The following is a 25,168-nucleotide window of genomic DNA, read 5'->3' as shown; positions in this document are numbered from 1 at the left end:
TGGCGTCATATATGACGTTTAGAAGCAATGCGCACCCCAAGCCGCAGCGCGGCGATTGCGCTGCCCGAGAATGCACATGCGAGAAATTAGGAATGTTTGCGTCTATTGCGGCTCCTCGATCGGCGCCGATCCGCGTTACACGGCGGCGGCGCGCGCGTTGGGCGTCGCCCTGGCGCGCGCCGGGATCGGCCTCGTTTATGGCGGCGGGGCCATCGGCCTAATGGGCGTTCTGGCCAAGGCCACGGTCGCCGCCGGGGGCGTTGTCACGGGGATCATTCCCGAGTTCCTGGACCGACGGGAGATTCCCTTTACGGGCGCGACGGAGCTCGTCGTCGTCGACGACATGCACACGCGCAAGCGCATGATGTTCGAACGATCAGACGCCTTTATCGCGCTGCCTGGAGGCGTCGGCACTTTGGAGGAGCTGACCGAGCAGCTGACCTGGATCCAGCTCGGCCGTCACACCAAGCCTCTGGTCATCGCCGACATCGGCGGCTTCTGGCGTCCCCTGCTGTCGCTTTTCGCTCATATGCGGAACGAGGAGTTCTTCGGCGAGGTCGATAACGTGCGCTATCTCGTGGCCGAACGCGTCGAAGACATTCTGCCGATGATTTTCGCGGCGGTCCGCCATTCGCCAGACATCAGCGAGACAGCGGTCACTGAGCGGCTTTAGCGGTTCGACGGTCGTTGCGCTCGACCGACACCAGCAGCTTGTAGTTGATCGCGTCGACGAGCGCCTCGAAGGATGCGTCGATGACATTGGCCGAGACGCCGACGGTGGACCACCGCTCGCTTTGCGCGTCGGCGCATTCGACCAGGACGCGCGTCACCGCGTCGGTGCCGCCCTGGAACACGCGGACGCGATAATCGACGAGCCGAACGTCCTCGATGAAGCGCTGATAGGCGCCGAGATCTTTGCGCAGGGCGAGATCGAGGGCGTTGACGGGGCCATTGCCTTCGGCGGCCGAAATGCGGCTCTCGCCATCGACATTGATCTTGACGATCGCCTCGGCGCCCTGGTCCTCGAAGCCGCCATTCCTGGCGAAGCGCCGATCGACCGCGACGCTGTAGCGTTCAATGTCGAAGAAATGCGGCGCCTCGCCGAGCACGCGCTTGGCCAGAAGGAAGAACGAGGCGTCGGCGCCCTCATAGGCGTAGCCTTGCGCTTCCTTCTCCTTCACCTCGTCGAGAAGCCGCGCCAGACGCGGATCGTCCTTGTCGAGGACGACGCCCAAGCGGCCAAGCTCGGCCGCGATGTTCGAGCGTCCCGCCTGATCCGATACGAGCACGCGCCGCACATTGCCGACCGATTCCGGCGTGACATGTTCGTAAGTGCGCGGATCGGTCAGCACCGCCGAGGCGTGAATGCCGGCCTTGGTCGCGAAGGCGCTGGCGCCGACATAAGGCGCATGGCGGTTGGGCGCACGATTGAGAAGCTCGTCGAGCGCATGGCTCACGCGCGTCAGATGCGTCAGCTTCTCCGTCGTCACGCCGATCTCGAAACGCTCGGCAAATTCGCTCTTTAGCAATAGTGTCGGGATGATCGTCGTGAGATTAGCGTTGCCGCAGCGTTCGCCAAGACCGTTGAGCGTGCCTTGAATCTGCCGCGCGCCGGCGCGCACGGCGGCAAGCGAATTCGCCACCGCCTGCCCCGTGTCGTCGTGGCAATGCACGCCGACGCGGTCTCCTGGAATTTGCTTGACCACCTCCGCAACGATGCGCTCGACCTCGTGCGGCAGCGTGCCGCCGTTGGTGTCGCAGAGCACGATCCAGCGCGCGTCCGCGTCATAGGCGGCCTTGGCGCAGGCCAGCGCGTAGCCGGGGTTCGCCTTGAAGCCGTCGAAAAAATGCTCGCAATCGACGGCGACTTCCTTGCCGCGCGCGACGGCGGCTTTTACGGATTGCGTAACGCTCTCGAGATTGTCTTCTTCCGTGGAGCGTAAGGCGACGCGAACCTGAAAGTCCCAGCTCTTGGCGACGAAGGTGACGACGTCGGCGCTGCTGTCGAGCAGCGCCGCGACGCCCGGATCATTCTCCACCGAGCGGCCCTGCCGCCGCGTCATGCCGAAGGCGGCAAAGCGCGCGCGCAATTTCGGACGCCGCGCAAAAAACTCGGTGTCGAGCGGATTGGCGCCGGGATAGCCGCCTTCAATATAGTCGATCCCGATTTCGTCCAGCATGGCGGCGATCTGATGCTTGTCGTCGAGCGAGAAATCGACGCCCGTCGTCTGCGCGCCGTCGCGCAGCGTCGTGTCGTATAGCGTCAGCCGTTCTTTGGCCATCAATGCGCTCTCCCGGCGGCGGGCGCCGCCAGCTCCTTGGTCATCGTCGTATTGCCGAGCCATTGGCCGGCGACCGTTTTCATATTGCGCGTCGTGGCCACGTAGCCGCGCGCCGCGAAAAAGTCCTGCGCCGCGTCGGAAGCCTCGACCGTCAGCAGTGTCGTTCCGCGCGCGGCGGCGAGTTTTTCAATCGCCTCCGCCAGCGCCGACCCGACGCCCTTGCGCGCCATGTCGGGCCGCACATAGAGCATGTCGAACATCTTATTGTCGCGCAGCGACGCGAAACCGGCGATGTCCCCGTCAACAAGCGCGACGATGCTCAGCGCGTCCGTGAGGCGCGACGCGAAGGCCGCTTCGTCGTCAGCCGCGGACGCCCAGGCTACACGCTGCGCATCGTCATAGTCATCGGCGGCCAGCGCCTCGACGCTGGCGCGAAAGAGCGCCGCGAGCGTTGCGGCGTCTGCGGGAAGAAACGGCCGCAGACCGGGCGTTTGCGCGCCGCGCGCCATCACACGATCTCGAAGGCGCGCAGCAGATGCCAGGCGATGAAGGCGGCGAGCGCCAGCACGATCAGCTTGAACGCGAGATAGAGCGCCCAGTGGCGCTTGAAGGGAAGCGTCTTTTTCCAGTCATCGTTGGACATGTCGCGACCTCGCGGAACGAACCCTCTCCCGATGGGAGAGGGTGGCCGCGGAGCGGCCGGGAGAGGGGTTTCCCGCTATCGAATTTTGCGATTTGATCGATAAATGGCGGGCAAGAACATTTCCGTCGCGCGCAGACTGCGGCGCGAGAGCACGGGTCCCGAGGAAATCCTCTGGCGTGAACTGCGCGCCTCGCGTTTCCATGGGCTCAAGTTTCGCCGTCAAGTTCCGATTGCGGGGTATATCGCAGACTTCTGCTGTTACAGCCTCGGACTCACCATCGAACTCGATGGCGGCCATCATGCAGATCAACCGCTTTCTGACGCCACGCGCCGCGCCGCAATCGAAAGCCACGGCTATCTGGAATTGCGTTTCACGAATGACGAGGTGAAAGAACGATTGGATTGGGTTCTGCAGGAAATCCTTCGCGCCGTCGATATTGCGCGCGCACGCACGCCGCGAACGCCCCTGCCCCGCCTCGACTGAAAAAAGGTTCGCGTCACCCTCTCCCAGAGGGAGAGGGTCGGTCCGAAGGACCGGGGTGAGGGGCAATGTTCCGGGGCGCAAAGGCGCGCGCAAACGAGCAGCGCGGCAACCCCTCTCCCGGCCGCTCCGCGGCCACCCTCTCCCAATGGGAGAGGGTTGCGCGCGCTTGATTGAAAGAGGCACGATCACCGCTTCACCTCCCAGCTCGTCGTTCCGTCCTTGTTGTCCTTGAGGGCGATGCCCATGGCGGCGAGTTCGTCGCGGATGCGGTCCGACTCGGCCCAGTTTTTTGAAGCGCGGGCGGCGAGGCGCTCGGAGACAAGCCGATCGACGAATTCTTCGGTTGCCTCTTCGCCGCCATGTTTTTCGAAGAACGCCTGATCCCGAGCGTTCCTCCCTTCCCGAAATGCGTTCAAATCGATGCCGGAAAGCCCTAGCATGATCGAGAGAACTCGATCTGTGCGAGCTTCAGAAAATGCGCGATCTAAAATTTGCATTGCAAGCGGAGTGTTCAGGTCATCGGAAAGCGCTTCCATATAGGTCGATGGAACCTCATCAGAGCGCGGAGGTTGATCGGCGATCCTCCCGTCCGAACCCAAAGGCGCGACGGAAAAATCCATAACGGTCATCCAATATGTAAGCTTCGCCTCCGCCTCCTCCAGCGCCTTTACGGTCCAATCGATCGGCTGGCGATAATGCGTGCGCAGCATCGTGAGACGAAGCACCGGCCCAAGCCACTCGCGTCCACCAAACTTCTCCGTGTGCAGCAGCTCGTGGATCGTCACGAAATTCCCCAGGCTCTTGGACATTTTCTCGCCCTCGACCTGCAGGAAGCCATTATGCATCCAGTAATTCGCCATCACGTCCTGCCCGAAGGCGCAGCAGCTTTGTGCGATCTCATTTTCGTGATGCGGAAAAACGAGGTCGATGCCGCCACCGTGAATGTCGAAAGTTTCGCCAAGATGCGCCCAAGACATCGCCGAACATTCGATGTGCCAGCCGGGACGCCCCCTGCCCCATGGGCTGTCCCAACCGGGCTCGTTCGCCTTTGACGGCTTCCACAGCACGAAATCCATGTCGCCGCGCTTATAAGGCGCGACGTCGACGCGCGCGCCGGCCATCATTTCGTCGAGCGAGCGCCGCGAGAGTCGTCCGTAGGTCGGCATGGACGGCACGTCGAAGAGCACATGGCCATCGGCCGCATAGGCATGGCCAGAGGCGATCAACCGCTCGATGATCGCGACCATCTGCGCGATATGCTCGGTCGCGCGCGGCTGCACGGTCGGCTCGAGACAGCCGAGCGCCGTCACGTCCTGCTGGAAAACCTTGTTGGTCTCTTCCGTCAGTTCACGAATCGAGATGCCGCGCTCGAACGCCCGCGCGTTGATCTTGTCGTCGACGTCGGTGATGTTGCGGACGTACGTGACATGCTCGGCGCCGTAGAGATGGCGCAGCAGGCGAAACAGCACGTCGAAAACGATCAGCGGCCTGGCGTTGCCGATATGGGCGTAGTCGTAGACCGTCGGTCCGCAGACATACATGCGCACATGCGCGGGATCGATCGGACGGAATTCCTCCTTCGTCCGGGTCAGCGTATTGTAGATTTTCAGCGCAGGCGTCGACATGAATTTCCCCGCAAGGCCGCCGGCCGGGGCGTCGCTTCATGTCGTTTGGAGAGACGTGACGGCTCCGGCCAGCGTGATCGCTAGCTGATAATGGTCTTCCGACAAATGGTGAGCCGAGGCGTCATGGCGGCGACCATGCGCCAAAGCGCGCCGCCGCGTCAAGCGCGAGGCCAATTCGAGCCGCGGCGGTTTAACTCGGGTTTTACCGCTTTGCGCTAGCTCTGACCGGGGCCGTCTCGGTCATTTGGGACTCGTTCATTATGTGGAAATATCAGGCGCCGATCGCGCGGCGCGCGCTTGCGCTGCTGCTCGCGGGCGCGCTGTTCGGCGCCGGCTACGCCTGCGACGCACAGGCCGAGGCGAGCGCGGGCGCCGCCTATGTCATCTCCGATCAGGAGGGCTACGGCCTGACGGAATGCCTCACGCACAAGGCCGATTGCGGCAAGATCGTCGCCGACTCCTGGTGCGCGGCGCACGGCCATGGCGCGGCCCGAACCTTCGGCCGCGCCAACGATGTGACCGCCTCGGCCGACGTCCACGCTGCGCGCGCCTCTATCGAGCCGGATGCGGCGGTCGTCGCCTGCGGCGATTAGCGCTAGCGCAGGAACTCTCCGCACTGCGGGACTTCGTTCTGGCCGGCCCAGGGCTGAATGGCGACGGTCGAGGTCGAGCTTTCGGGCGAGCCTTCGACGAGCTTGTCGGAATAGACCATATAGATCAATACATTGCGCTTCGCATCGCAGCCGCGAACGATATGCATGCGCTTGAACAGCAGCGACCGCCGCTCGCTGAACGCCGTATCGCCCTGGCCGAACTTCTCCTTGAATTTGATCGGGGCATATTGCCGGCAGGCGAGCGAAACCTCCGACGACTGCTCTGCGACGCCGAACATGCCGGCGACGCCGCCTTTTTCATGCGCCGTATAGTAGCAGACGACGCCGTCGATCACCGGGTCGTCGATTCCGTAGGTCGCGAGCTTGTCGTTCGGGGTGAGGAGCTTGAAATCCACCGATTTGCGGAAGATGAGATCCGGCCCATTCTGCGCGAAGGCCGGCGCGGCGCCGAAACAAAGAAAGGCCGTCGAAATCAGAGCCAGCAATTTGGAACGCTTCATGTCGGCAACCTCCTAGATCACGCCGCCTCTAGGCAGAATCGCCCAAGGGCAGATATCGTGATCGATCTCGAACTTAGAGCGCGCTCTAGGCGAAAAGCCGAATTCCACTTTTTCGCGCGCCGCGCTCTAGCGACGCCGTTGCCGATATGGGCGAAGCACTGCGGCAAGGGAAGGGCTTCGGCCCTGGGCGCGGCAAAAAATTCGACGCGCGCCAGGAGGGTTGACCGCGTCGGCCGGCGCCTTGTTGCCGACATGATGGACGCGATTAATCGAGCGACATTTGCTCCGCGGCCTGGATTGGTGAAAATGACGCGATTCGTCGCAAGCGACGCGCGCCGGAGCATTCGCAGCCAAGTGACCGCGCAAGCGTTTCTAGGCTCCTTACGAGCGTGTGAAGAGCGAAAACTTCAATGAGGCCGCGATCATAGACCTCTTTTTGACGAAATGCGCCTCCAAGCGGACGAAGCTGGCGGTCGCCGCCGGCGTCGCATTCGGACTTCTCGCCGTTTCGCCGGCGGCAGGGGAAAGTCCCTACTGTACGGAGTTGCGCGCGCAGATCGCCCGCGCCAGCGCCGGCAGCCGGGCGGGTAAATTCCAGGCCGCGGCGGCCAAGCAGCGCGGCGAATACGCGCGCGTCGCCGCGCGAGGTCGCGCGCTGGGCTGCGACCGGGGCCAGTTCCTGTTCTTCGGCGATCCGCCGCCGCCCCAGTGCGGACAAATCAACGCCCAACTGCGCCAGCTCTCGGGCGCCGTCGCCGCCTATGAGCGGGCGACCTCCGACGACGGCGGCCAGCGTCAGGCGCTTGCCGCCCGCTATGAGGCTGAATGCCGCAATCCTCAGGCGGCGCAAGCGCGCGTTGCACGCCCGCGCAATTTCTTTGAAGAGCTGTTTGGCGTCGCTCCCGACGAAAGCCCGGGCGCGCGCGACATGCCCGTCGGTCCGGACGCGGAGCAGGAGTACGACCCGTCAGACGGGAAACCGCGCGGGGGCCCAATGGCGATCTGCGTGCGCGCGTGCGACGGCGGCTTTTTCCCGATCACCTACTCGGCGCGCAGCTCCAATCTCGATGATCTCGCGACGATGTGCCGGGCGCTGTGTCCCAACGCCGAGGTGAAACTCTATACGGCGTCGCAAGGGAAGGGTCTCAGTTCCGCGCTTTCGATCGACGGCGAAGCTTATTCGGACCATCCCAACGCGCATAAGTTCGAGAAGACTTATGATCCGTCCTGCGGCTGCAAGCCGCCGGGGCAGTCGTGGGCCGAGGCGCTCGCCGAAGCCGAGCGGCTCATCGCCGAGCGCCACGCAAAGGATCAGGTCGTGACGGCGGAGCAGGCCGAGCAATTGTCGCGCGCGCTGCCGCCCGGCGTTGCGCGCGGTCGGAAGGCGAAGGGCTCCGCGCCGGCGGCGCCAGAGCCGACGATGACGGCGGAACCCGCGGCCCAGGCGCAGCCCAGCGCCGAGGACGGCGCGGCCGCGGCGCCGGAAACCTATCGCGAAATCGTCGGAGCTGATGGAATCAAGCGCCGCGTACGAGTCGTCGCGCCGGCATTGTGAGCTGATTTCTGCGCCGCGTCAGGGCATATGCGCCTTGACCGTCTCGATCAGCTGTTTGATTGAGAACGGCTTCGCCAGGAAGCCGAAATCGCCTTCGGGAAGGTTTTTGGCGAAGGCCTCTTCGGCATAACCGGAAACGAAGATCACCTTCGCCGCGACGCCGCGCTTGCGCAGTTCGGCGAACATCGCGGGGCCGTCCATCTCCGGCATCACCACGTCGGAGACGATGAGATCAATCTTGCCGTCGACGCGCTCGACGACCTCGAGCGCCTCCATGCCCGTCGCCGCTTCGAGCACCGTGAATCCGCGCGAACTCAAGGCGCGTGCGCCGATCGAGCGCACGGCGTTCTCGTCTTCGACGAGGAGAACCACGCCCTGTCCTGTGTAGTCCGCAGCGACCTTGGGTGCATCCGCCTTCTGCGACGTCTCTTTCTCCTCCGGCACGTAGCGCGGCAGGAAAATGCGGAAAACCGCGCCCCGCCCGACCTCGCTGTCGAGGGAGATGAAGCCGCCCGACTGCTTGACGATGCCGAAGACGGTCGAAAGGCCGAGGCCCGTGCCTTTGCCGACCTCCTTCGTCGTGAAGAAGGGTTCGAAGATCTTTTCTTTCACATCGGCGGGAATGCCGCTGCCCGAGTCCTCGACCTCAACCAGCACATAATCCGCCGGCGGCAGAGCCGCCTCATTGAAGGCGGCGCATTCCGAGGCGGCGACATTGCGCGTGCGGATCTGCACTCGTCCGCCTGACTCAAGCATGGCGTCGCGGGCGTTGACGACGAGATTGATGATCACCTGTTCGAACTGGGTGATGTCGGCCTTCACGAACCAGAGATCGCGACCAAGACGCAGTTCGAGTTCGTTCTTTTCGCCGACGACGCGGCGCAGCAAATTCTGCACTTCGGAGAGCGCGTCGCCGAGCTGCAGGACTTGCGGGCGCAGCGTCTGCCGGCGAGAGAAGGCGAGCAGCTGCCGCGTCAGGCCCGCCGCGCGATTGGCGGTTTCCTTAATCTGGCGAATGTCGCGGAAGGCGGGGTCGGTGGGCCGGTGGCTGGAGAGCAGCAGATCCGAATAGCCGATGATCGCCGTCAGCATATTGTTGAAGTCATGCGCGATGCCGCCGGCGAGCTGGCCGACCGCATTCATCTTCTGCGACTGCGCGAACTCCTCCTGCAGCTTGCGCTGCTCGGTCGTGTCGAGCGCATAGACCATCGCGCCTTTCTTGCCGGCGTCCTCGGCGGAAGAGACGAAGAAACGCGCTGAACGTATCGCCGCGCCGGCGGCGTCTTCCTCGAACACGACGTTGATCGGGCGCACTTCGCCTTTGCCTTCGATCGCATCTTCGATCGCGGCGCGCAGGGCGGCGCCGTCGCGTTCGCCGAGTCCCGTCAGCACCGACCATGGCGCCGCGGCCGCGCCCTGGCCCGACTTCAGCGCCTGCGGCAGCAATTTCGCGAAAGCCGCATTCGACGTCAGCACGCGGCCCTCGCCGTCGAGCGTCGCCATCGCCATCGGCGTCGAATTGAAGAAGCGCGCGAAACGCACCTCTGCCGCGCGCAAATTCTCTTCCGGCTGCTCGCCGGAGGCGCGGTTGAGCACCAAGGTTCGCGAGGGGCCGGATTCGCCGTCCTGGCCGAAAGCGACCTGGTGCAGCAGCCTGACCGGCAGCGACTTGCCGTTGCGGCATCGCAGGTCAAGGTCGATCTGCTCGGTGCGCACATCGCCCGGCGCGCCCGACATGGCGGCGAGAAGCGCCGCGCCGCTATGCGCGACGATGGAGGACAGCGTCGCGCCGCCAGATCCAACTTGCGTGAGATCGTAGCCCAGCCATCCGGCAAGCGTTCTGTTCATATAAGAGACGGCGCCGTCCGGACTCGCGGAAAAAAAGCCCGCCGGCGCGTGATCGAGAAAGTCGATCGCGTGCTGCAGCTCCTGGAAGACGTTCTCCTGCCGCTGTCGATCGGCGGTCACGTCGGCGACCGCCCATAGACAGAACCGCCCGCTCGACGTCGTCGGCAGCGGCCGAACGCGAATCCGGTACCAGCCGACCGGCCCCTGCCCCGAGAGCGGCGGCGAAAGTCGCAGATCTTCGCTATGCGAAACGCCGGCGCGCGCCGCCTGGACCAGTCTGTAGATCGCCTCGGAGACCTCGGGCGGCCCTGAGAACAGCCGCTCGACCAGCTGAACGCCGGAAGCGTCTTTTGCATCGCACATCGCCGTATAGGCTTCGTTGGCGTATACGATGCGCGCATCGCCTCTGGTGACGAGCAGCCCTTCGCCGGATGTGTCGGCGATGAGTTTCGTCACGTCGTTACCCGCGACTCGGCCGGAGAAGTGAATCAATCCGACCGCATAGGCGAAGAGAAAGAAGATTCCGGCGACGCCGAAAACCGCGAGCGCCAGAATGGTGACGCGCGGCGCGAGGTCCGAAGGCGTCAGGTAATAGGCGGCGACGCCTGCGACCAACGCAATGACGAGGGCGAGCGTCAATCCCACATTGGCGGGCCGCTCGCTGCGTCCCAAGTCGGACGCTTCGGTCCTGTCGCTCATTTCTTAACCACCCGCGTCATATATCGCCGATCGCGACGGCCATGCTGACGCCGGCGCGCCGATTATTAGTCTGCCGACGCCTACAGAATCATCTAAAAGAATGGCCGTGAACGCCAATAATAGCAACGCCGGACGTTGGAAGGACGCTGATTAGCCAAACATTAACCAATCATTAACCTTTTTTCGGCGCTTGCCAGGAAAGCTGTTAATTTGGCAAGGTTCACGCGCGTTCGAACGAGAGACTAGCCGTTCATGCCCGATAAATTCACTCAACTGCTGCCGGCGCTTGGAGCGCTCGTTGCGTTCCTCGTCGCTGCGGTGCTCGTGCTTTATATTTACCGTCTGTTGTTCGGACGCCGCATCCGTTCGCCCGGCGGCCGCAATCGCGCGCGCCGGCTGGACGTCGTTGATGTCTATGACCTCGACCGCGAGCGCCAGCTCGTCATTGTGCGGCGCGACAACGTTGAACATCTGCTCCTGATCGGCGGCCCTACCGACATCCTCGTCGAAGCGACGATCAACCGGCTCGAAGGCGCTGTCAGCCGCGGGCCGGAGCAGCGCCCGGGACCGCCGGCGGCGGCGAACTGGCCGGCCGGGCCCCCGGCTCCGCCACGAGAACTAGAAACGCCGCTGCCGAAGCCCGCGGCGGCGGGCCCCGTCAATCTGCCGCCTGACCTCTTCGCGCCGGCGCCTCCGAGGCCTGCTGCGCCGCCGCCGCCTCCCCCGCCGCCGCCAGCCGGACCAAGAGTTTCGAGTCCAGCCGCCCCGCAGCGCCCGGCTCCGCCCCGCTCGCCGACGCCGCCTTTCCTTGCGCGCGCTCAGCAGCGGCTGGCGCCGCGTCCGAAAGAGCCGCCGCCGTCAGAAGCCGCGGCCCCGCCTCCTCCGCCGCCCGCGGCTCCTCCGAGGCCGGCAGAACCGCCGCCTGCGGCGCAAAGGCCCGCAGCGCCGCCGCCTCCCGCCCCGCCGCCGGCCGCCGCCAGGCCTGCAGCGCCGCCGCCCAGGCCCGCGGCGCCGCCTCCTCCACCGCCGCCGGCTCCGGCCGACGTCGATCCGCTGGACTCGCTTGAAGCGGAGATGGCGCGACTGCTCGGCCGCTCGGATCAGAAGGAATGAAAAAGGGCGTCGCCAGCGGCGACGCCCTTTTCGTTTCCCCCAAAGGTTTCAGACTCAATCGTCTCGATAGACTTTTTCGCGCCGTTCGTGACGCTCCTGCGCCTCGATCGACAAGGTCGCGATTGGCCGCGCATCGAGGCGCTTGAGGGAGATCGGCTCGCCCGTTTCCTCGCAATAGCCGTAACTGCCGTCGTCGAGGCGCGTCAGCGCCGCGTCGATTTTGGCGATGAGCTTGCGCTGGCGGTCGCGGGCGCGCAGTTCGATGGCGCGATCGGTTTCGGACGACGCGCGATCAGCAAGATCAGGATGGTTTTCATTTTCATTCTGCAGAGTGGCCAGCGTTTCGCGACTCTCTTGCAGAATGTCCTCCTTCCAAGCCAGCAGTTTGCGCCGGAAATATTCGCGCTGCCGATCGCACATGAAGGGTTCGTCTTCGGAAGGCTTATACGTTTCTTCCAGATCCACCGCCATCTCGCGAATCCTTAATTGGCCTATAGGCGACGCCTATATAGCCGCGACGGGCGCCACATACAATCATTCCCCGCGCCGCCCTCACTCCATGGCTCTGCGCAGATTTTCGTCGATCTTGTCCAGGAAGCCTGTCGTCGACAGCCATTTCTGATTGCAGCCGACAAGCAGGGCCAGATCCTTGGTCATGAAGCCCGACTCGACGGTCGCGACGCACACTTCCTCAAGCGTGCGGGCGAAGCGGATCAGCTCGTCGTTCCCATCGAGCTTGCCGCGATGCCCGAGCGCGCGCGTCCAGGCGAAAATCGAGGCGATCGAGTTGGTCGAGGTCTCGTGGCCTTTTTGGTGCTCGCGATAATGGCGCGTGACCGTGCCGTGAGCGGCTTCAGCCTCGACGGTGTTGCCGTCGGGCGTCATGAGCACGCTCGTCATCAGGCCGAGCGAACCGAAGCCCTGCGCCACCGTGTCGGACTGGACGTCGCCGTCGTAATTCTTGCACGCCCAGATGTAGCCCCCTGACCATTTGAGCGCCGAGGCGACCATATCGTCGATCAGACGATGCTCGTAGGTGAGGCCGAGCGCCTGGAATTTCGATTTGAACTCGGCGTTGAAAATCTCCTGGAACAAATCTTTGAAACGGCCGTCATAGGCTTTCAGGATCGTGTTCTTGGTCGAGAGATACACCGGATATCTGCGTGTGAGCCCGTAGTTGAACGTGGCGCGCGCGAATTCGCTGATCGAGTCGTCAAGATTGTACATCGCCAGCGCGACGCCCGAGCCGGGGAAGTTGAAGACTTCCTTCTCGATGACGTCGCCGTCGACGCCTTCGAATTTGATCGTCAGACGACCCTTGCCCGGCACTTGGAAGTCAGTCGCCTTATATTGATCGCCGAATGCATGGCGCCCGATAATGATCGGCTGCGTCCATCCTGGGACCAATCGCGGCACGTTTCTGCAGATGATCGGCTCGCGAAAGATGACGCCGCCCAAGATGTTGCGGATCGTGCCGTTCGGCGATTTCCACATCTCCTTGAGATGGAATTCCTTCACCCGCGCTTCATCGGGCGTGATCGTCGCGCATTTCACTCCGACGCCATGCTTTTTGATGGCGTAAGCCGCGTCGATCGTCACCTGATCATTGGTGGCGTCGCGATTTTGAATCGAGAGATCGTAATAAAGGAGATCGACGTCGAGATAGGGCCGAATGAACTTTTCTTTGATGGCGGCCCAGATGATGCGGGTCATTTCGTCGCCGTCAAGTTCGACGACAGGGCTTGCAACCTTGATCTTCCGCATGCGCCGGCTCCTCCTGTGCCGCGCGCCTTATAGCGTCGGCTAGAGGTTTTGGGTAGCAATTGGGAGGCCTTTCTCTAGGCGCCGAAGCGCCCTTCCCCCCGCGCGCTTTCCGCCCTAATTTGCCGCCGCTCGGGGCGAGGAGGCGAATTGGTCGGGGCCGGAACGGATCGCAGCAAGACGGCCCTTTCCGGGGGGCCGGCGATTGTGCTCGTGCGTCCGCAGCTCGCCGTCAACATCGGCATGTGCGCACGCGCCATGGCCAACTTCGGCCTCTCCGATTTGCGGCTCGTCTCGCCGCGCGAAGGCTGGCCGCGCACCGGCGCCTATCGCAAGGGCGCCTATGCGGCGGCCGCCGGCGCCGTGCATCTCCTGGAAAGCGCGAAACTCTACGAGAGCGTCCGCGAGGCGATCGAGGATCTCTCCTTCGTTTACGCCGCGACGGCGCGCGGACGCGGCCAGATGAAGCCGGTGCTGACGCCTGCCCAGGCCATGCCGGGCACGGCGGCGCGCATGACGGCGGGCGAAAAGCATGGCGTGCTGTTTGGCCCCGAGCGCACCGGCCTCGACAATGACGACGTCGCGCTCGCCGACGCCATCCTCACCTTTCCGGTCAATCCCGCCTACGCCTCGCTCAATCTCGCGCAGGCGGTGCTGCTCACCGGCTATGAGTGGTTTCGCGCCGCGCATGGCGACGCCATTCCCTTTGAGATCGAAGAACGCTCGCCCCCGGCGACGCGCGAGATGACGCTCGCCTTTTTCGATTTCCTCGAAGGCGAACTCGACAAGCGCGGCTTCTTCCGTCCGCTGACGAAAAAGCCCGTCATGTCGCGCAATCTGCGCAACATGTTCCACCGCATGGGCCTCACCCAGCAGGACGTGCGCACGCTGTGGGGCATGGTCGTGCGGCTCGTCGAAGGCCCGCGCCGTGAGCCGAAGAAGACGAGCCGGAAGAAGCAGGCGGAAGGCGCCGACTCCTGAGCCGCGTCCCTTCGCGCGACCGTCCTAGTGAAGCGATCGCTTGCCTTCTCGCCGCGTGGGCGGCGGCGCCAGTGGGCTCGCCTGATGGTGCACGAGCCGCCAGCGCTCGCCGCTCCAACGAAACCAATTGGTCGCGAGCAGCAACCCGCCGCCGACCTCCTCGATGCAAAAGACCCGCCCGTCGACGCCCTCGATGAGCGTCTGTGGATCTCGCGTCGTGACCGCTTCCTGCGCCGGATTACGAAAAATATCGCGGTAGGAGGCGAGCACCGGCATGCGCCCGACGAGCGCCGGCCATCCTGGGTGAACGCAGGAACAGCCCTTCTCCGCCCAAAGATCGTTCAAAGCGCCAAGGTCACGTGCGGCGAAGGCTTGGTAATAAGCAGCGTTGGCGTCGAGCAGCGAGGTTTCATCCATCGGGGGACACTGCGAGATTCTCTTGGGCATGGCAAATGCAAGACGGGGCCCAAAGAGATTGTTCGATGGATGCGCTGACCTGGTTCGGGCTCTTCGCCGTAAGCGGTGTGGGCGGGAGTCGCGCTCAAGCGGTGGCGCTCGCGCCGAAGAGTCTCGCAAGACTGCGGCGAAGCGCTTAAGTAGTAATGTCGAGATGTCACAGAGCGCTCAATTTGTGATATTCGCGCACTTCCGCCGGCCTTGAACCGGACGTAGGAGTCCCCCAATGTTCATCCAGACTGAAGCCACCCCCAATCCCGCAACGCTCAAGTTTCTGCCCGGCCAGGACGTTCTGGGCCAGGGCGCCATGGAATTCCGCTCGCGCGACGCCGCCGCCCATGCGCCGCTCGCCCAGGCGCTGCTCTCCATCGATGGCGTCGAAGCTGTGATGTATGGCGCGGATTTCGTCTCGGTGACGAAGAACGGCGCCGAATGGCCGCATCTGAAGCCCGCCATTCTTGGCACGATCATGGAGCATTTCGCCTCCGGCGCGCCGCTCCTGACCGAAGGCGCGGCGCCGGCGCAGCCCAGCGGCGAGTTCTATGACTCGGCCGACGCGGAGACGGTCGCCACGATCAAGGAGCTGATCGAGACGCGCGTGCGCCCGGCGGTCGCCGGCGACGGCGGCGACATCGTCTTCCGCGGCTTCAAAGACGGCGTCGTCTATCTCGCCATGAAGGGCGCTTGCTCCGGATGCCCGTCGTCCACCGCCACTTTGCGAAACGGCATTGAGAACCTGCTCAAGCATTTCCTGCCGCAGGTGAAGGCGGTCGAGCCGGCGTAGGGGCGGCGTATCCGGCAGCGACGTTGATCGCGCTCCGAAAACCGTCATAATCGACGAATCATGCGAATCCTTGCGATTGACACCGCTCTGCCAGCCGTCTCGGCCTGCGTGCTGGACCATGACGCGGCGGCGCCGAGCGCCGCCGAGTCGATTGAGATGGAGCGGGGGCACGCCGAGGCGCTGCTGCCGCTGATCAAACGCGTCATGAGCAAGGTCGAGGGCGGCTTCGCCTCGCTCGACCGGGTCGCCGTGACGGTCGGCCCCGGCTCCTTCACCGGCATTCGTATCGGCCTCGCCGCCGGTCAGGCGATCGCGCTCGCCTGCAAAGCCGAGATTGTCGGCGTCTCGACGCTGGCCGCGCTTGCGGCGCCGCTGATTATCGATCCTTTCGACGGCGTCGTCGCGGCGGCGATCGACGCGCGCCACGACAAAGTCTACATCGCCGCCTTTGGCCCGGGCGGCCGCCCGCTGCTCACCGCGCGCCGCATGAACGCCCATGAAGCGCTACGCGCGCTCGGGACCGGCCCGCTGCTTCTGACCGGCTCCGGCGCGCCGCTCCTTGCGAAGGAAGCGCGCGCCCGCGGCGTTCCGGTCCGGATCGCGAGCGAGCGACTTGCGCCCGATATCGCCCTCGTGGCGCGTCTGGGCCTTGCCGCTCAGCCTGATACTGCGCCCGCGCGGCCGCTTTATCTTAAAGAGCCCGACGTCACGATGCCGGCTGCGCGGCCCGACGCCCTAAAGGGCGCCGCGGGCTTGGGCGATGCGGCCGCGCGCGCCGCCGCTGCGGCTCAGGCGTGAGCTTGCGCCATGACGCTGCTTTCGTCTTTCTTCGCCAAGCCGACTTTCATCATCGAACCCATCGGGGCGGAGCGCGCCGATGACTGCGAACGTCTGCACGGAGCGTCCTTCGCCTTTGGCTGGTCGAAAATCGACTTCGAGAATTATCTGACCGACGCCCATATCATCGCCGACGGCGCGGTCGCGGAGGGCCGCAAGGGCGAGCTTGGGGGCTTCATCCTCTCGCGGCTGACGCCGCCCGACGCCGAAGTCCTCACTTTCGCCGTGAACCCCGCGAGACGCGGCGCGGGACTGGGCCGGCGCATTCTTGAAAAGCATCTCGAAAATCTCGAGCGCGGCGGCGCCCGGCTCGTCTTTCTTGAGGTGGCCGACGACAATGAGGCCGCGCTGAAGCTCTACGCGCGGGAAGGCTTCAAAGAGATCGGCCGGCGGGAGAATTACTATCAACGCGCCGACGGCGAACGGCGCGCGGCGATCGCTCTGCGGCTGGAGATCTGAGTGCGCGCGGCTTGCAGGACGCCTCTCGGTAAACTAGACTAACTTGGTTTAGTCCAGCCGAGACGCTCATGCGCATCGTCAACATGCACGAAGCCAAGACCCAGCTCTCCAAGTTGGTCGATCTTGCCTCTAAGGGAGAGCCTTTCATCATCGCGAAGGCCGGAAAACCATTGGTAAAGGTCACGCCGCTCGAGACGGCCGCTAAGCCTAAGATCCAGCGGCTCGGCTTTATGGCCGGACAGGGCGTTATCCCAGAAGATTTCGACCGTATGGGCGAGATCGAGATTGGACGGCTATTCGCAGGCGACGTGTGAGACTGCTGCTTGATACCCAGATCATTCTATGGGCCGCAGTGTCGCCCGATCGCTTCTCGAAAAAGGCTCAAGCGGTCCTGCTCGAAGAGGCGAATGAACTTGTCTACAGCGTCGCAAGCCTGTGGGAAGTCGCCATCAAACGCAGCCTCAATCGGGCCGACTTTCAAGTCGACCCGCGTGCGCTGCGTCAGGGTCTCTTGACCAATGGGTACGACGAGCTGCCCGTGCTCGATCAACACGCGCTCGCGACGGATGCGCTGCCGTTGATTCATCGGGATCCGTTCGATCGACTGCTTATTGCTCAGGCGGTCGTCGAGGGCGTTACGCTGCTCACGGCCGATGCCCTGCTCCTGCGCTATGGCGGGCCAGTTCAGAAAATATGAGTGCAAGGCGCCTCTTGCAGCGCTAAGGCGCAAGAAAAGTCGTATACTGCGTCTGCTCGGGTGGCGCGCCGAGTCGCCGGGGCGAGCGATGGAGCAGAAAAATAGTCACAGACGTCAAAGAACTGATTGAGGCGCGATCCAAACCTCAGCGGTCAGAAGCTGCACGACTATCCAAAGTTCTGGTCAAGTCATACGGCTGCCAGATGAACGTCTATGACGCGACGCGCATGACGGACCTGCTCCGCCAAGAGGGCTACGCCGAGACCAAAAGCGAAGAAGACGCCGATCTCGTCATCCTCAACACATGCCATATCCGCGAAAAAGCCGCGGAAAAAATCTATTCTGAACTCGGCAAGCTTGCGATCGCCAAACGCGCGCTGAACGCGCAAGGTCGCGACATGAAAATCGTCGTCGCCGGCTGCGTCGCCCAGGCTGAAGGCGAAGAGGTGCTCAAGCGCCAGCGCGCCGTCGATGTCGTCGTCGGTCCGCAGAGCTATCACCGACTGCCGGAGCTTCTGCGCCAGGCCAGGGACGGCGCCCGCCTCGCCGACACGGATTTCGCCGTCGAGGACAAATTTCGCACCCTGCCCGCCCCGAACCGCGCGCAGATTCGCGCCCGCGGCGTTTCGGCTTTCGTCACCGTTCAGGAAGGCTGCGACAAGTTCTGCTCGTTCTGCGTCGTGCCCTATACGCGCGGCGCCGAAGCGTCGCGTCCCGTCGCCGAGATCATCGGCGAGACCATGCGGCTCGTCGACGCCGGCGTGCGCGAGATCACGCTGATCGGCCAAAACGTCAACGCGTATCTCGGCCCTGATGGCGACGGCCGGGAGGCAAGCCTTGCGCAGCTTCTCGACCGGCTGGCGCGGATCGAGGGGTTGGCGCGCCTGCGCTACACCACAAGTCATCCGGTCGACATGGCGCAGGAGTTGATTGACGCGCATGGCGCAAATCCAAAGCTCATGCCCTATGTGCATCTGCCGGTTCAATCGGGCTCGGACCGCATTCTGAAAGCCATGAACCGCAAGCACGGCGCAGACGCATACCTCTCCATCGTCGAGCGCCTGCGAAAGGCGCGTCCGGACATCGCCCTGTCGTCGGACTTCATTGTTGGCTTCCCCGGCGAAAGCGACGCCGATTTCGAAGCGACGATGGCGCTCGCTCGCGCTGTGGGCTTCGCTTCAAGCTTTTCTTTCAAATATTCGCCTCGGCCCGGCACGCCCGCCGCCGACCGCGACGATCAAATCGACGAGACCGTCAAGAGCGAACGCCTCGCGGCGCTACAGGTTTTGCTTGAAGAGCAGCGGCAAGCCTACAACGCGGCGACGGTCGGCCGAGAGTTCGACGTGCTCTTTGAAAAAGCCGGTCGGCATGCGGGGCAAATTGGGGGCAAGAGTCCTTATATGCAGGCTGTGCATGTTGAAGGCCCGATGGCGTGCATCGGCCGCGAAGCTAAAGTGAAGATCATCGCGGCGGGCTCGAATTCCTTGGGCGGACGGCTCATGAGCGAGGAGGCGAAGGCTTGACGACGATCGACGACCCGTTGCTCGCCGCACGGGGACCGGAGCCTGTTGACCCGGAAGCGGAAATCACGCTCGCCTTTGAAAACAACCGTCACGCCTCGCTCGTTTTCGGCCTCTACGACCAGAATCTCGCCAAGATCGAACGACGCTTGCGCGTCGCCTCCTTCGCCAATGGCAATCACGTCACGCTCAAAGGCAAGTCCGAGGCCTGCGAACATGCGCGACGCGTGCTCGAGGCGCTTTATGAGCGCGTCGCGCTGGGTCAGACGATCACGCTGGGCGACGTCGACGGCGCCATAGAAGAATCAGCGCGCCAACGCAGCCTGTTTCCGGATTCGGAGCCGTCGCGTGGCGCTTTCGAGCAGATCCTGACCCGCAAACGCGGGTCGGTGCGCGCGCGCAACGCCGCGCAGGACCAGTATTTGCGGGCGCTCAAACGCTACGAGCTGGTTTTTGCGGAAGGTCCTGCGGGCACGGGCAAGACTTGGCTCGCAGTCGGCCACGCCGTGCAGTTGATGGAGCAAGGCGCGGTCGAACGGCTCATTCTGTCCCGTCCCGCCGTCGAGGCTGGCGAGCGTCTCGGCTTTTTGCCCGGCGACATGCGCGACAAGGTCGATCCTTATCTCCGCCCGATCTACGATGCGCTGCATGATTTCATGGATGCGCGGATGGTCGAGCGCGGCATGCAGACGGGACTCATCGAAGTCGCGCCGCTCGCGTTCATGCGCGGGCGCACGCTGACGCGAAGCTGCATTCTGCTCGACGAGGCGCAGAACGCCAGTTCGATGCAGATGAAGATGTTTCTCACCCGGCTCGGCGAAGGCTCGCGGATGATCGTCACCGGCGATCCGTCGCAGACCGATCTGCCTCCCGGCCAGAAATCCGGCCTCTCGGAAGCCGTAAGCCTGCTCGCCAATCTCGACGTCGTCGGTCGCGTGAGATTTTCGGAAGGCGACGTGGTGCGTCACGATCTTGTGCGGCAAATCGTTGGGGCCTATGAGCGCGCCGCGCGCGCCAACAAGCAGACGCGCGGGGAACCCTGACTTTGGAGATCGACGTGAATGTCGCGGCGCCTGCATGGCGGCGCGTCGGGGATCTGGAAAATTTGACGAAAGAATGCGTTCGTCAGAGTCTCGCCGTAAGCGGGGCTGCGCTCGCTCCCGAATGTGAAATCAGCGTCACATTTTGCAACGACGCGGCGATCCAGCAGCTCAACGCCGAGTGGCGCGGCAAGGATCAACCGACGAATGTCCTGTCTTTTCCGACGCCTGGCGCGATTGGGCGCAAGCCTCTGCTTGGCGACGTGATCGTCGCCTTCGAAACCGTCGCCAAAGAGGCGGAGCAACAGGGCAAGCTTTTGCGCGCCCACACGGCGCATATGGTCGCACATGGATTTCTGCATCTGATCGGATATGATCACGAGACCGCCGCCGAGGCCGAGCGGATGGAGGCGCTGGAGCGTAAGATCGCGATGGCGCTTGGATTTCCCGACCCCTATGCGGAAGACGCAGACGGGCCGGCCGGCGGAGCGAATTGAACAAAGCGCATGTCGACGCGATACGATAACGCCGACGATCCCATTCCATTAAGACGCACTGGCGATGGACCGCGCCTGAGCCTCGTCGACAGGCTGCGCGGGCTGCTCGGTCTTGCGCCGGCCTCGGTGCGCGAGGACATCGAAGACAGGCTTGAAGAGTCGGCGGGCGACGTGACCCCGCATGAGCGGGCGCTCTTGAAGAACGTCCTCGGCCTGCACGACATGCGCGTCGCCGACGCGATGATCCCCCGCGCCGACATCGTCGCCATCTCGCTTGACGCGCCGCTGCGCGAAGCCTTGGAGCTGTTTCGCACCGCCGCCCATTCGCGCCTGCCGGTTTACGCCGATACGCTCGACGATCCGCGCGGGATGATCCATATCCGCGATTTCGTCAATCATATCGCCTGCTGCGCCGATCGGCGCGAAGACTCCGACGCGACGACCGTCGAACCGAGAAAGATCGACTTCGACACGCCGCTGTCGCAGGCGAATTTGCTCAAGCCGGTGCTCTTCGTGCCGCGCTCCATGCCTGCGCTCGATCTTTTGATCCGTATGCAGGCGACGCGCACGCATCTGGCGCTCGTCATCGACGAATATGGCGGCACCGACGGCCTCGTCACCATCGAGGACATCATGGAGATGATCGTCGGCGACATCGAGGACGAACATGACGTCATCGACGAGTCGGGCTTCGTCGAGCTTGAGAACGGCGATTTCATCATCGACGGGCGCGCCGATCTTGATGAAGTGACGGCGCGGCTCGGCGTCGACTTCAGACTTGAAGATACGCCCGCCGAGGTGACGACGCTCGGCGGTATGGTCGCGTGGCTCGCCGGCCGCGTCCCGATGCGCGGCGAGATCATCGCGACGCCGGTCGACTCCCACGAATTTGAGATCGTCGACGCCGATCCGCGGCGCGTCGGCAAGCTGCGCGTGCGGTCGCGCCGGCCGGCGTGAGACATCCTTCGCACGCGCATAAAATTGTCTGCTAAATCCGCTGTAAAGTCGGCCCGCCGATTCGCGGCGCTTCGAGGATCGATGGCGCAGATTGCCGAAATCGCCAGCGTGCGCGCGTCGGCGCCGACTCTTTTGCAGCGCATTGTCCTTGCCCGCGGCTGGACGCGCCGCGCGATCGCCTTCTGCGCCGGCGCGGCCGGCGCTCTCGCCCTCGCGCCTTTCGATTTCATTCCGGCGATGTTCGCGCCGCTCACCGTCGCCGTCTGGCTCATCGACGGCGCGGCGGATGGCGACGACTCGCCGCGCTTTGCCCTGGCCCCGATTCTCTCGGCGGCCGGAGCCGGCTGGTGGCTGGGCTTCGGCTATTTCGTTGCTGGCCTATGGTGGATGGGCGCCGCGATGCTCGTCGAAGCCGACCAATTCGCCTGGGCGCTACCGCTCGCTGTGTTCGGGTTGCCCGCGGTTCTCGCGTTTTTTCCGGCCGCGGGTTTCGCCGTCGCGCGCCTCTTGTGGTCGCCTGGCGGCGCCCGCGTCTTCGCGCTCGCCGCGGGACTGGGGGCCGCGGAGTGGCTGCGCGGCCATCTGTTCACCGGCTTCCCCTGGAACGATTTCGGCATGGCGCTCACGAGCGCCGGGCCGCTGGCGCAGACAGCCTCTCTCGTCGGCCTGCACGGGCTCGACATCATCGCGATCGTGATTTTCGCCGCGCCTGCGACGCTCATCGATCGCGCGCCCCGCGGCGCCCGCCGTATCGGCGGGACGATGCTCGCAGCGGCGGCGCTCGCCATGCTGATGTTCGCCTATGGCGTGTTTCGTCTGGGCGCCAACGAAACGCAATATGTCGACGGCGTGGCGTTGCGCCTGATGCAGCCCAATCTCCCTCAGGACGCGAAATTTCGCCCCGAGAATGGCGCGAAAATCTTGCATCACTATCTCGACCTCTCGGAACGCGCGACAAACGCGCGGCCGTCGGGGCTCGCCGAGGTCACCCATCTCATCTGGCCGGAATCCGCGTTTCCCTATGTCATTTCACGCCACCCGGAAGCGCTGGCGGCGATCGCCCGCGCGCTCAAGGGCGGCGTTCTTTTGACCGGCGCGGCGCGGGCCGAACGCGATGACGACGGAGGGCGGAGCAGAATCTTCAATTCGATCGAGGCGCTAAAGGGAGAGTCGATCGTCGCCTTTTACGACAAGGTTCATCTCGTCCCCTTCGGAGAATATTTGCCGCTCGAGGATGCGCTGCGGCCGCTTGGAGTCAATCACCTCGTTCCGGGCATCTGGGACCGCGGCGCGGGGCCACGCCTTCTCGCGGCGCCCGGTCTGCCGCCAATTGCGCCGCTCATCTGCTACGAAGCGATTTTCTCGGGCGAGACGATCCAGCGCGGGGCCGCCGATCGCCCCCTCCTGCTTCTCAATGTCACCAATGACGGATGGTTCGGCCGCACGACCGGCCCCTATCAGCATCTGGCCCAGGCGCGCCTGCGCGCGATCGAAGAAGGGCTGCCAATGATCCGCGTCGCCAATACCGGCGTTTCGGCGATCATCGACGCCTACGGACGCATCCTTCAGTCGCTGCCGCTCGGCGAAGAAGGCCTCATTGACGGACGTCTGCCGAGGGAGGCGGCGCCCACCGTCTTCGCCACCTATGGCGCGCTGGCGTTCCCAGCGCTCCTCGCCTTCGCGACGGCCATGGCCTTGCTCGGCGTCGCCCGGCGCGCGCCATAAAGTCGCTCCTGCTTCGTCTGGCGTTCGATGATCCGCCCGCGGCGAAAAGACGCCGCTTGCATGCTGGCCGAGCGCTTTCCTCGATCCCTGGAACTTGCAATTTTTCGTGGTTCACGGGCCGCGCAGCTATCGGGCAGGCAGGGAAATGTAGACGGTCCTTGCCGGGAAGATCGCCGACCGACCGCGCTTAACGGAAATCTTCTTGAAATTCATGCACCTAACTGCGATGTAGCTTGCGCGCCCGACGACAATTCGGCTACAACTGAGCAGGAGGCGGTAAAGTTGAAGAAGGCGCCAGACCCGATCGATCTTCACGTCGGCAGCCGCGTTCGCATGCAGCGTATTCTCATGAAAATGAGTCAGGAGAAGCTTGGAGACGCGCTCGGACTCACTTTTCAGCAAGTGCAGAAATACGAGAAAGGCGCCAATCGTATCGGCGCGAGCCGCCTGCAACAGATTTCGAAGACTCTGAACGTGCCGCCGTCCTTTTTCTTCGAAGGCGCGCCAACGAGCGGCGCGCCAGCGCCGTCCGGCGGATTCGCTGAGGAGTCCTCGTCGCAATACGTCGTCGATTTTTTATCGACGACGGAAGGCCTGCATCTCAATCGCGCCTTCGCCCGCATCCGCGATCCCAAGGTGCGAAAGCGCGTGCTCGATCTGGTGACGACGCTCGCAGACCAGTCGGAGCCGGCGCGGGAATAAGAGAATGTCGTTCTCCAAAACGAACGATCTGGCCTTTTCGGCTTGACGCACCGAACGCGCGCTGGCAGATGACTCCCCCCTGCTCCGCAGTTATTCAACTCTTCCTCAAAGCCATCGGAGATTTGGAAGTGACCCGGAAAAATTATCTTTTCACGAGCGAGTCCGTTTCCGAAGGCCATCCGGACAAGGTTTGCGACCGTATTTCTGACGAAATCGTTGACGAGTTTTTCCGTGAAGGTTCCAAGGCGGGCATCGATCCTTACGCCATACGCGTCGCCGCGGAGACTCTCGCGACCACAAACCGCGTGGTCATCGCCGGAGAAGTGCGCGGACCGCATATTCCCTTCGATCGGATCATCGAGATCACGCGCGGCGCGATTCGCGCCATCGGCTACGAGCAGCGCGGGTTCCATTGGAACACCGCCAATGTGGAAGTGCTGCTGCACGAGCAGTCCGTCGACATTGCGCAGGGCGTGGACGCCGCCGGCAACAAGGACGAAGGCGCGGGCGACCAGGGCATCATGTTCGGCTACGCCGTGCGCGAAACGCCCGAACTGATGCCGGCGCCGATCTATTATTCGCATAAGATTCTGGAGCTGCTCGCTCAGGCGCGCCATAGCGGCAAGGAAAAAGGCCTCGGTCCCGACGCCAAGAGCCAGGTCACGGTGCGCTACGCCGACGGCAAGCCCGTCGAGGCGACGCAGATCGTGCTGTCGCACCAACACGTCGACGAGACCCTGTCGCCGGCCGACATACGTAGCATCGCCGAGCCCTATATCCGCGACGCGCTGCCCGACGGCTGGATCACCAACACAACCGTCTGGCACGTCAATCCGACTGGCAAGTTCTACATCGGCGGCCCCGACGGCGACGCCGGCCTCACCGGCCGCAAGATCATCGTCGACACCTATGGCGGCGCCGCGCCGCATGGCGGCGGCGCGTTCTCCGGCAAGGATCCGACCAAAGTCGATCGTTCGGCCGCTTACGCCGCCCGCTATCTCGCCAAGAACGTCGTCGCGGCGGGGCTCGCCGACCGCTGCACGCTGCAGCTGTCCTACGCGATCGGCGTCGCCGAGCCGCTCTCGATCTATGTCGATCTGCACGGCACCGGCCATGTGTGCGAGGAAAAGGTGGAAGAGCTGCTGCCTCAGCTCATTCGCCTCTCGCCGCGCGGGATTCGCGAGCATCTTCAGCTGAACCGACCGATCTATGCGCGCACCTCCGCTTACGGTCACTTCGGCCGGACGCCTGACGCGGACGGCGGCTTCTCCTGGGAGAAGACCGATCTCGTCGACCAGCTGAAGTCGCATTTCGCATAAGTTCGGCCGGATCGACGAACGGCTCGAAAGGCGAACGCCGCAGCGGGGAAATGCTCTGTCCGGCGCGCGA

The 25,168-nt window shown here is 64.0% G+C and carries 28 protein-coding genes; 17 read left to right on the top strand and 11 right to left on the bottom strand.

Annotation, left to right across the window (positions count from 1 at the left end; translation table 11 throughout):
- Window positions 1-76 precede the first annotated feature (76 nt).
- Entirely contained in the window at window positions 77-673 is a 597-nt protein-coding gene (locus HUN39_RS03490; protein ID WP_175093098.1) for an LOG family protein, read from the top strand.
- Here the strand turns inward: HUN39_RS03490 and cimA are convergent.
- Genes cimA through HUN39_RS19410 form a run of 3 tightly spaced genes read right to left on the bottom strand, consistent with a single transcriptional unit; the run spans window position 657 to window position 2,925 of the window.
- Complete coding sequence (gene cimA / locus HUN39_RS03485; protein WP_175093097.1) at window positions 657-2,282, bottom strand: citramalate synthase; 1,626 nt, start codon at window positions 2,280-2,282, stop codon at window positions 657-659. The genes HUN39_RS03490 and cimA overlap by 17 nt on opposite strands.
- Window positions 2,282-2,791, bottom strand: coding sequence for a GNAT family N-acetyltransferase (locus tag HUN39_RS03480; RefSeq protein WP_175093096.1), 510 nt, complete (start codon window positions 2,789-2,791; stop codon window positions 2,282-2,284). The genes cimA and HUN39_RS03480 overlap by 1 nt, the downstream gene beginning before the upstream one ends.
- Window positions 2,791-2,925 carry a hypothetical protein gene (locus HUN39_RS19410; RefSeq protein ID WP_269750296.1) on the bottom strand — a complete coding sequence of 45 codons (135 nt, stop codon included), beginning with the start codon at window positions 2,923-2,925 and terminating at the stop codon, window positions 2,791-2,793. The genes HUN39_RS03480 and HUN39_RS19410 overlap by 1 nt, the downstream gene beginning before the upstream one ends.
- A 103-nt stretch (window positions 2,926-3,028) precedes the next feature.
- Here HUN39_RS19410 and HUN39_RS03475 point away from each other — a divergent pair, with 103 nt between their 5' ends.
- The gene (locus tag HUN39_RS03475; protein ID WP_175093095.1) at window positions 3,029-3,409 is read left to right on the top strand and encodes an endonuclease domain-containing protein; all 381 of its coding nucleotides are present in this window, start codon (window positions 3,029-3,031) and stop codon (window positions 3,407-3,409) included.
- A gap of 185 nt (window positions 3,410-3,594) precedes the next feature.
- Here the strand turns inward: HUN39_RS03475 and cysS are convergent, their stop codons facing one another.
- Entirely contained in the window at window positions 3,595-5,034 is a 1,440-nt protein-coding gene (gene cysS, locus HUN39_RS03470; protein WP_175093094.1) for a cysteine--tRNA ligase, read from the bottom strand.
- A gap of 260 nt (window positions 5,035-5,294) precedes the next feature.
- On the opposite strand from cysS, the gene HUN39_RS03465 reads away from it, so the two are divergent.
- Window positions 5,295-5,627, top strand: coding sequence for a hypothetical protein (locus HUN39_RS03465; RefSeq protein ID WP_175093093.1), 333 nt, complete (start codon window positions 5,295-5,297; stop codon window positions 5,625-5,627).
- Between the two features lie 2 nt (window positions 5,628-5,629).
- Here the strand turns inward: HUN39_RS03465 and HUN39_RS03460 are convergent, their stop codons facing one another.
- Window positions 5,630-6,148, bottom strand: a complete 519-nt coding sequence (locus tag HUN39_RS03460) for a CreA family protein (RefSeq protein WP_175093092.1) — start codon at window positions 6,146-6,148, stop codon at window positions 5,630-5,632.
- A 391-nt stretch (window positions 6,149-6,539) separates the two neighbouring features.
- Between HUN39_RS03460 and HUN39_RS03455 the strand changes: the two genes are divergently transcribed.
- Window positions 6,540-7,703 (top strand): DUF2865 domain-containing protein, encoded by a 1,164-nt coding sequence (locus HUN39_RS03455; RefSeq protein WP_332310716.1) that lies wholly within the window; start codon window positions 6,540-6,542, stop codon window positions 7,701-7,703.
- A gap of 18 nt (window positions 7,704-7,721) precedes the next feature.
- Here HUN39_RS03455 and cckA read toward each other — a convergent pair whose 3' ends face one another.
- The 5 genes from cckA to HUN39_RS03435 all read right to left on the bottom strand — a co-directional run bounded on the left by cckA (window position 7,722) and on the right by HUN39_RS03435 (window position 13,127).
- A complete protein-coding gene (cckA, locus tag HUN39_RS03450) occupies window positions 7,722-10,250 on the bottom strand; it encodes a cell cycle histidine kinase CckA (RefSeq protein WP_175093091.1) in 2,529 nt (842 codons plus the stop codon).
- Between the two features lie 150 nt (window positions 10,251-10,400).
- A complete protein-coding gene (locus HUN39_RS19125; protein ID WP_232365893.1) occupies window positions 10,401-10,721 on the bottom strand; it encodes a hypothetical protein in 321 nt (106 codons plus the stop codon).
- Between the two features lie 187 nt (window positions 10,722-10,908).
- Complete coding sequence (locus HUN39_RS19545) at window positions 10,909-11,274, bottom strand: hypothetical protein (protein ID WP_332310715.1); 366 nt, start codon at window positions 11,272-11,274, stop codon at window positions 10,909-10,911.
- Window positions 11,275-11,417: 143 nt separating this feature from the next.
- Window positions 11,418-11,834: an RNA polymerase-binding protein DksA gene (dksA, locus tag HUN39_RS03440; RefSeq protein WP_014890379.1), complete on the bottom strand. Its 417-nt coding sequence runs from the start codon at window positions 11,832-11,834 to the stop codon at window positions 11,418-11,420.
- A gap of 81 nt (window positions 11,835-11,915) precedes the next feature.
- Window positions 11,916-13,127, bottom strand: coding sequence for an NADP-dependent isocitrate dehydrogenase (locus HUN39_RS03435; protein WP_175093089.1), 1,212 nt, complete (start codon window positions 13,125-13,127; stop codon window positions 11,916-11,918).
- A gap of 147 nt (window positions 13,128-13,274) precedes the next feature.
- Here HUN39_RS03435 and HUN39_RS03430 point away from each other — a divergent pair, with 147 nt between their 5' ends.
- Entirely contained in the window at window positions 13,275-14,105 is an 831-nt protein-coding gene (locus tag HUN39_RS03430; protein ID WP_175093088.1) for an RNA methyltransferase, read from the top strand.
- Window positions 14,106-14,129: 24 nt separating this feature from the next.
- On the opposite strand, the gene HUN39_RS03425 is transcribed toward HUN39_RS03430, so the two are convergent.
- Window positions 14,130-14,522 (bottom strand): nuclear transport factor 2 family protein, encoded by a 393-nt coding sequence (locus tag HUN39_RS03425; protein WP_175093150.1) that lies wholly within the window; start codon window positions 14,520-14,522, stop codon window positions 14,130-14,132.
- 265 nt (window positions 14,523-14,787) lie between these two features.
- On the opposite strand from HUN39_RS03425, the gene HUN39_RS03420 reads away from it, so the two are divergent.
- The 12 genes from HUN39_RS03420 to metK all read left to right on the top strand — a co-directional run bounded on the left by HUN39_RS03420 (window position 14,788) and on the right by metK (window position 25,098).
- Window positions 14,788-15,345, top strand: coding sequence for a NifU family protein (locus HUN39_RS03420; protein WP_175093087.1), 558 nt, complete (start codon window positions 14,788-14,790; stop codon window positions 15,343-15,345).
- A 60-nt stretch (window positions 15,346-15,405) separates the two neighbouring features.
- Complete coding sequence (tsaB, locus tag HUN39_RS03415; protein WP_175093086.1) at window positions 15,406-16,143, top strand: tRNA (adenosine(37)-N6)-threonylcarbamoyltransferase complex dimerization subunit type 1 TsaB; 738 nt, start codon at window positions 15,406-15,408, stop codon at window positions 16,141-16,143.
- A 9-nt stretch (window positions 16,144-16,152) separates the two neighbouring features.
- Entirely contained in the window at window positions 16,153-16,641 is a 489-nt protein-coding gene (locus HUN39_RS03410) for a GNAT family N-acetyltransferase (RefSeq protein ID WP_175093085.1), read from the top strand.
- A gap of 68 nt (window positions 16,642-16,709) precedes the next feature.
- Window positions 16,710-16,955, top strand: a complete 246-nt coding sequence (locus HUN39_RS03405) for a type II toxin-antitoxin system Phd/YefM family antitoxin (RefSeq protein ID WP_175093084.1) — start codon at window positions 16,710-16,712, stop codon at window positions 16,953-16,955.
- Entirely contained in the window at window positions 16,952-17,338 is a 387-nt protein-coding gene (locus HUN39_RS03400) for a type II toxin-antitoxin system VapC family toxin (protein WP_175093083.1), read from the top strand. The genes HUN39_RS03405 and HUN39_RS03400 overlap by 4 nt, the downstream gene beginning before the upstream one ends.
- Before the next feature lie 101 nt (window positions 17,339-17,439).
- Window positions 17,440-18,861 (top strand): tRNA (N6-isopentenyl adenosine(37)-C2)-methylthiotransferase MiaB, encoded by a 1,422-nt coding sequence (gene miaB / locus HUN39_RS03395; protein ID WP_408631385.1) that lies wholly within the window; start codon window positions 17,440-17,442, stop codon window positions 18,859-18,861.
- Window positions 18,858-19,901, top strand: a complete 1,044-nt coding sequence (locus HUN39_RS03390; protein ID WP_175093082.1) for a PhoH family protein — start codon at window positions 18,858-18,860, stop codon at window positions 19,899-19,901. Before miaB ends, HUN39_RS03390 begins: the two co-directional genes overlap by 4 nt.
- A gap of 2 nt (window positions 19,902-19,903) precedes the next feature.
- A complete protein-coding gene (gene ybeY / locus HUN39_RS03385; RefSeq protein ID WP_175093081.1) occupies window positions 19,904-20,395 on the top strand; it encodes an rRNA maturation RNase YbeY in 492 nt (163 codons plus the stop codon).
- A 9-nt stretch (window positions 20,396-20,404) separates the two neighbouring features.
- Window positions 20,405-21,352, top strand: a complete 948-nt coding sequence (locus HUN39_RS03380) for a hemolysin family protein (protein ID WP_175093080.1) — start codon at window positions 20,405-20,407, stop codon at window positions 21,350-21,352.
- 81 nt (window positions 21,353-21,433) lie between these two features.
- Entirely contained in the window at window positions 21,434-23,077 is a 1,644-nt protein-coding gene (gene lnt, locus HUN39_RS03375; RefSeq protein ID WP_175093079.1) for an apolipoprotein N-acyltransferase, read from the top strand.
- A gap of 282 nt (window positions 23,078-23,359) precedes the next feature.
- Window positions 23,360-23,779 (top strand): helix-turn-helix domain-containing protein, encoded by a 420-nt coding sequence (locus tag HUN39_RS03370; protein WP_175093078.1) that lies wholly within the window; start codon window positions 23,360-23,362, stop codon window positions 23,777-23,779.
- 128 nt (window positions 23,780-23,907) lie between these two features.
- Entirely contained in the window at window positions 23,908-25,098 is a 1,191-nt protein-coding gene (metK, locus tag HUN39_RS03365) for a methionine adenosyltransferase (protein WP_175093077.1), read from the top strand.
- The last annotated feature ends 70 nt before the right edge of the window (window positions 25,099-25,168 follow it).

The organism is Methylocystis silviterrae, assembly GCF_013350005.1.
GTDB lineage: Bacteria > Pseudomonadota > Alphaproteobacteria > Rhizobiales > Beijerinckiaceae > Methylocystis > Methylocystis silviterrae.
This window is presented reverse-complemented; position numbering and strand designations above follow the sequence as displayed.